This is a genomic window from Actinomadura keratinilytica (genome assembly GCF_039539665.1).
Classification (GTDB): Bacteria; Actinomycetota; Actinomycetes; order Streptosporangiales; family Streptosporangiaceae; genus Spirillospora; species Spirillospora keratinilytica.
On the sequence record NZ_BAABDO010000198.1, the window covers coordinates 1 to 6,587 of the forward strand.

6 protein-coding genes are annotated in these 6,587 nt (G+C 74.5%); 4 read left to right on the top strand and 2 right to left on the bottom strand.

All coding sequences use genetic code 11. The features are described from left to right. Positions 1-933: serine/threonine-protein kinase (locus tag ABD879_RS31530; RefSeq protein ID WP_345025423.1), on the bottom strand; the 933-nt coding region annotated here is incomplete at its 3' end. Positions 934-1,079: 146 nt separating this feature from the next. Between ABD879_RS31530 and hemL the strand changes: the two genes are divergently transcribed. Continuing rightward, positions 1,080-2,378: a glutamate-1-semialdehyde 2,1-aminomutase gene (gene hemL, locus ABD879_RS31535; RefSeq protein WP_345025424.1), complete on the top strand. Its 1,299-nt coding sequence runs from the start codon at positions 1,080-1,082 to the stop codon at positions 2,376-2,378. 195 nt (positions 2,379-2,573) lie between these two features. Here hemL and ABD879_RS31540 read toward each other — a convergent pair whose 3' ends face one another. Continuing rightward, positions 2,574-3,014, bottom strand: coding sequence for a hypothetical protein (locus ABD879_RS31540; RefSeq protein WP_345025425.1), 441 nt, complete (start codon positions 3,012-3,014; stop codon positions 2,574-2,576). A gap of 256 nt (positions 3,015-3,270) precedes the next feature. Here ABD879_RS31540 and ABD879_RS31545 point away from each other — a divergent pair, with 256 nt between their 5' ends. From ABD879_RS31545 to ABD879_RS31555, 3 genes are all read left to right on the top strand, one after another. Then, on the top strand, positions 3,271-4,395 hold the full coding sequence (locus ABD879_RS31545) for a glycoside hydrolase family 113 protein (RefSeq protein WP_345025426.1): 1,125 nt from the start codon (positions 3,271-3,273) through the stop codon (positions 4,393-4,395). 42 nt (positions 4,396-4,437) lie between these two features. Next, positions 4,438-5,337 (top strand): LysR family transcriptional regulator, encoded by a 900-nt coding sequence (locus ABD879_RS31550; protein ID WP_345025427.1) that lies wholly within the window; start codon positions 4,438-4,440, stop codon positions 5,335-5,337. Positions 5,338-5,435: 98 nt separating this feature from the next. Then, on the top strand, positions 5,436-6,587 hold a 1,152-nt coding region (locus tag ABD879_RS31555; protein ID WP_345025428.1), incomplete at its 3' end, for a serine/threonine-protein kinase.

Below are 6,587 nucleotides of genomic sequence, written 5' to 3' on the forward strand. Positions count from 1 at the left end.
CACGCCGCGCCCGGCGGCCGGCGCCGCGGCCGGGGCGCGGCCCCCGCCGCGGGACGGGGCCGGCTCGGGCAGCGCCTGCGTCTGCTTCACCAGCTCGGTCATGCGGCTGCGGCCCTGCGCCTCCCAGGCGGGCCCGTACGCGGCGACGGCGGCCTCCTCCACCGCGCCCAGGAAGTCGGCGGCCGACGAGGGCCGCTCCGAGGGCTTCTTGGCCAGCCCCGAAAGGATCAGGTCGCGCAGCGGCCCGGGCACCTCGTCGGCCGGGATCGGCGCCTCCCGGTGCGCCTTGGCCAGCGCGGACTGGCTGCGCCCGGAGTACGGCGGGTGCCCGGTCAGGCACTCGTAGAAGATGGCGGTGGCCGCGTAGATGTCGCTGGCCTGCCCGGCGGCCGCGCCGTCCCACAGCTCGGGCGCCGCGTAGACCGGGCCGCTCTGCGCCTCGGTGCCGGGCGGGGCCAGCGCCAGATCGACCAGGCGTCCGTTGCCTTCGCCGTCCACCAGCACGTTGGCCGGGCGCAGCGACCCGTGCACCAGGTCCTTGGCGTGCGCCGCGGCCAGGCCCACCAGCACGCCGCCCAGCATGGACAGCGCGGCCAGCGGCCCGGTGGGACCCTGGGCGTCCACCACCCGGCGCAGGCTGACGCCGTCCACCCACTCCATGACGATCGCGGCCCCACCGTGCGGCGCCTCCACGAAGTCGTAGAAGTCCACCAGGTTGGGGTCCTCGATCTGGGCGAGCCGGCGGGCCGCGAGCCGGAACCGCGACAGGAACGCCTCGTTCCCGTCCAGCCTCCGGTCGAGGTACTTGATGGCGACCTTGGTCTGGGTCACGTCGTCCACCGCCAGCACCACCCGGCCCGAGGCGCCACCGCCCAGCTCCCGCACGTGGGTGAAGCCCGGGACCGTCCAGCCGTCAACCACTTGGCGCGCCATCCCTTTCGAATAGGTCCGCTTACGGCCGGTGCCGGTGAATCCGCGGCGCCGTCCGTCCGCTCCGGCACCGCGTACTTGGTGGAATATCGGCAGCAAACGGGCCGGGTCAAGCCGAGTCGCCAAACTGCAACTGAGAGACTGTACCGGTGACCGACATCCAATACTCCCAAGGGCTGTTCGACCGTGCGAGCCGGGTGATTCCGGGCGGAGTGAACTCTCCGGTGCGGGCCTTCGGCGCGGTGGGCGGGACCCCCCGCTTCATGACCGCCGGGCGCGGCCCGTACCTGATCGACGCCGACGGCACCGAGTACGTGGACCTGGTCTGCTCGTGGGGGCCGCTGATCCTCGGCCACGCGCACCCGGCCGTGGTGGAGGCGGTGCGGGAGGCGGCCGCGCGCGGCACCTCCTACGGCGCGCCCACGCCCGCCGAGGTGGAGCTGGCCGAGGAGATCGCCGCCCGCGCGCCCGTCGAGAAGGTGCGGCTGGTCAACTCCGGCACCGAGGCGACGATGTCGGCGATCCGGCTGGCCCGCGGCTTCACCGGGCGCTCCAAGGTGGTCAAGTTCGCCGGGTGCTACCACGGGCACGTGGACGCGCTGCTGGCCGCGGCGGGCTCGGGCGTCGCCACGTTCGGGCTGCCCGACACGCCCGGGGTGACCGGCGCCGCCACGGCCGACACGATCGTGCTGCCGTACAACGACGTCGCCGCCGTGGAGCAGGCGTTCGCCGAGCACGGCCACGAGATCGCCTGCGTGATCACCGAGGCGGTGCCGTGCAACATGGGCGTGGTGCCGCCCCTGGAGGGCTTCAACGCGCTGCTGAAGTCGCTGTGCGAGCGCAGCGGGGCGCTGCTGATCATCGACGAGGTGCTGACCGGCTTCCGGGCGTCCCGCTCCGGGTGGTACGGCCTGGAGGGCGTGGCCGGCGACCTGATGACGTTCGGCAAGGTCATGGGCGGCGGCCTGCCCGCCGCCGCGTTCGGCGGCCGCGCCGAGATCATGGACCGGCTCGCCCCGGTCGGCCCCGTTTACCAGGCGGGCACCCTCTCGGGGAACCCGCTCGCCACCGCCGCCGGGCTGGCCACGCTGCGCGGCGCCACCGACGAGGTGTACGCGGCGATCGACCGGGCCGCCGGCATCGTGTCGGCGGCGGCGTCCGAGGCGCTGGCCAAGGAGGGCGTCCCGCACCGGCTGCAGACGGCGGGCAACCTCTTCTCGATCTTCTTCACGGACGAGGCCGTCGGCGACTTCGCCGCCGCCCAGCGCCAGGACGCCAAGGCCTACGCGGCGTTCTTCCACGCCGCCCTGGAACGCGGCGTCTACCTGCCGCCCTCGTCGTACGAGGTGTGGTTCCTGTCGGCCGCCCATGACGACCAGGCACTGGAGCGCATCACCGACGCCCTGCCGCACGCCGCCGCCGCTGCGGCGGCCGCAGCCGCCCGCTGATCTCTCCGGCTCACCCGCGCCCGCGCCCTCCTTCCCGGCGCGGGCGCAGGTGTGTGCGGCGGCGTGCGCGGCCCGAGCACACCCGTCACCGCCCAGGCGCTGGACCACACGCGAGTACTCTTGCGAAAGGCCCATTTCGCGTACGAGGAGGGCTCGCTCAGCCACGCGCTGCGCACCCTCGACGCTGCCTGACCGTCAGGCGGAGTGGCAGGACGCAGAGGTGCCGATCACCGCGAAGGCGTGGAGGTAGGGGCCCGCGGTCCACAGGGTCCAGTAGACGTCCGCTCCGTTGCGCAGGTCGCAGAGGGCGAGGCGCCAGCGGGTCTCGCCGGTCAGAAAGCCGTGCGGGTCGCCGTGGAGGGCGTCGGACGTCAAGGGGGTCCACTGGTCGCGCAGCCAGGCGAGGGCGTCTTCGGGGGTGTGCTCGACGGCACGCAGCATCCTGGCGGGCTTGCCGAGCCAGTCCCGGACCGAAGTGGGCGGCAGGAACGAGGACGGGTCCTGCCGCTGCGCCTCGTCGCTCCACTCCTCCCCGGTGCCGCGCCAGCCGTAGCAGTGCCAGTGCAGGCCCAGCTCCCGCCACCTGTCGGGCGTGCTGGAAAGGAACGCGTCGTAGTCGAAGGGCCTGGTGGTCATCGCCGCCGCTCCCTGCGCTACATCGGCCGGGGCCGTGCACTCGCAGGATAACCCCGCGTTCGGGCGGGCCGGTGGAGCGCCCGTGCGCGGGCCGTCCCGGTGGCCCGTCACGACGAACGGCGGCCGTGGGCCTGGCCGTTGGCATGCGCAAGGTCGTCCCTTGGATCTGCGGCGCCATACCTTCGGCCGACGCCCGGCGGCGCCTCCGGGCAGCAGGCTGGTCGCGTCCGGAGACGTGACGTCTGAGGAGGCACGGGTGCGGGACGAGGGGATCAGCCGCAAGCGATTCCTGGCCGGGGCCGCGGCGGTCGCCGGGGGCGCGGCGGCGGGGGTGTTCGGCGGCGGGGCCGCGGCGGCCGGCGGCGGGCGGCGCGGCCTGACCTACCGGGGCGTGTTCTACGAGGTGAAGGACGGCGAGTCCAAGGCGACCGGGTGGAACGCCGCGCGGATGCGATGCGACATGCGGGCGATCAGGCACGGGCTGCACGCCAACGCGGTGGTGGTCGCGGGGGACGGCGTCGAACGGCTCGCCGCGACGGCCGCCGAGGCGGCGGAGCGGGGGCTGAACGTGTGGCTGCAGCCGCGCCTCGCGGACCGTCCGGAGACCGAGATCATGGAGCACCTGGCGGAGGCCGGCCGGGCCGCCGAGCGGATGCGGCGGCAGGGCGCCGGGGTCCATCTCAGCGTCGGCGCCGAGTTCGCGCTGTTCGTGCCGGGGATCGTGCCGGGCGACGATGTTCTCGAACGGGTGGAGAACCTGCTGGGCGGCGACTTCGACCCCGAGCACATGGCGCGGCGGCTGCGCGAGGTGATCGCGCGGGCGGCGGCGATCGGCAGGAAGGTGTTCAAGGGGCCGCTGACGTACGGGGCGGCCGCGGACGACGACGTGGACTGGAGCCTGTTCGACGTCGTCAGCGTGAACTACTACGGCTACCACGAGCGCCGCGAGGACTACGTCCGGGAGCTGCGCGGCCACCGGCGTTGGGGCAAGCCGGTCGCGATCTCCGAGTGCGGGTCGTGCACCTACGAGGGGGCGCCGCAGGACGGCGGCATGGGCTGGTACGCCATCGACTACACCAAGCCCGAGCCGGAGATCCGGGGGAACCTGGTGCGCAGCGAGCGGACGCAGGCCGAGTACCTCGGCCAGGTGCTGGACGTCTTCGACGCGATGGGCCTGTACGCGGCGATGGTCTACCAGTTCGTCAGCCCCGAGCTGCCGCACCGCGCCGAGCCGCGCTACGACCTGGACATGGCCGGATACAGCCTGGTCAAGACGATCCGGGACGACCCGTTCGACCCCGAGTCCGCATGGCACTGGGAGCCGAAGGAGGCGTTCCGCACGGTGGCGGCGCGGTTCCGCCGGTCCGCCCGGCGGGTTTAGGCACGTCTGGCGATCGGCGGTTCGACGGTTTAGCATCGCTTCATGCTTGACCTGGAGCGGTTGCGGGCGCTGCACGCCGTCGCCACCTACGGGTCGGTGAGCGCCGCCGCCGACGTCCTGCACGTGACGACCTCCGCCGTCTCCCAGCAGCTGGCCAAGCTGGAACGGGAGACCGGGCAGAAGCTGCTGGAGCGCAAGGGGCGCGGCGTGCGGCTCACCGACGCCGCCGAACTGCTGGTGGACCACGCCGACCGGATCCTGTCGCTGGTGGAGCGGGCACAGGCCGACCTGGAGGCGCACCGCGGGGCCGTGGTCGGGCAGGTGACGCTCGCCGCGTACCCCACGGCCGCGCGCGGGCTGCTGCCCGCCGCGCTGCGCCGCCTGCGCGCCGACCATCCGGGGCTGCGGGTGCGGCTGCGCGAGGAGGATCCCCTGCAGAGCGTCCCGCTGCTGCTGCGCGGCGACCTCGACATGGCGGTCGTCCAGGACTGGAACAACGCGCCGCTGCCCGTCCCCGAGGGGCTGCACAGGGGCACCATCTGCGACGACGTCGTGGACGTCGCGGTGCCCGCCGACCACCCCCTGGCCGGACGCGAACGGGTCGAGCTCAAGGAGCTGGCGGGCGACGCGTGGATCTCCTCCACCCCCGGCAGCATCTGCTGCGACTGGCTCACCACCACCCTGCGGTCCATCGGCGCCGAACCGCGCATCGACCACATGGCCTACGAGTTCGCCACCCAGCTCGCCCTCGTCGCGGCCGGGCTGGGCAACACGATCCTGCCTCGCATGGGCCGCTGCGACGTCCCCGAGGGCGTGCGGCTCATCGAGCTGGAGACGCCCCTGATCCGCCGCGTCTACGCGCTGTGGCGGGGGGAGACCGCCCGCCGCCCCGCCCTGCGCGCCACCCTGGAGGCCCTCCGCGCCGCCGCAGAGGACTCCTGAACGGCGGCCGCCGAAACCGCCACGCAAGATCGAACCGACGCGGCGTTCATGTCGTCTTTAAGTGCCGGTGCGGTCGAACGGGTGGTCGAGGAGGGCACGTGACGGCGCAGTGGCAGGTCTCCGGGTTCCGCGAGGTGCGCGAACTGGGGGCGGGGGGACAGGGCCGGGTGGTGCTGGCCGTCCACGAGGAGACCGGCACTCCGGTGGCGATCAAGTACTTGGCGGCGGAGGCCGGGGAGGAGGCCCGGAACCGGCTCCGGCATGAGGCCCAGATGCTGGGACGCGTGCAGAGCCCGCACGTCGCCCGGCTCTATCAGCTGGTCGAACACGCCGAGGGCACCGCGATCGTCATGGAGGCGGTGGACGGCGCGTCGCTGAAGGAGATCCTGGCGCGGCACGGCGCGCTGGGACCCGAGGCGTCGCTCACCGTCCTCAAGGGGTCGCTGCTGGGCCTGGCGGCGGCGCACGAGCTGGGCGTGGTCCACCGCGACTACAAGCCCGCCAACGTCGTCGTCCCGCAGGACGGGTGCAGCAAGCTCGTCGACTTCGGCATCGCGATCCCGGCCGGTCAGGTCGCCGCGGGGGAGGGCACGGCGCTCTACATGGCGCCCGAGCAGTGGGCCCGCCAGATCGCCTCGCCGTCGGCGGACGTGTACGCGGCGACGTGCGTGTTCGTGGAGTGCGTGAGCGGCCGCAGGCCGTTCGGCGGGAACCTGGAGGCGCTGCGCGCGGCGCACCTGACCGCGCCCGTCCCGGTGGAGACGGTGCCGGAGCCGCTGCGTCCGCTGGTCGCCCGGGGCATGGCCAAGGACCCCGAGCACCGGCCGGAGAGCGCCGCGGCGTTCGTCGACGAGCTGGAACGCGTCGCGCGGCACGCCTACGGGCACGACTGGGAGGCCCGGGGCATCCGCAGGCTCGCCGGGGCCGCGGTCGCGCTGGCCGCGCTGTTCCCGCTCGCCGCCCTCGCCCTGCCCGGCGCCGGCGCGGTCGGCGCGGGTGCGGCAGGCGCCGCTGGTGCCGGTGCGGGTGCGGCAGGCGCCGCTGGTGCCGGTGCGGGTGCCGCCGGTGCCGCAGGGGCCGGCGCGGGTGCGGCTGGGGCAGGTGCCGCCGGTGGCGCCGGTGCCGGTGCGGTTGGGGCGGGTGCCGCCGGGGCGGGCGCAGGAGCGGCCGGCGCTGCAAGCGGCGTCGGCGCTGGGGCCGGTGCAGCCGGTGCAGCGGGGGCAGGCGCCGGCGGTGCCGGTGCAGCGAAG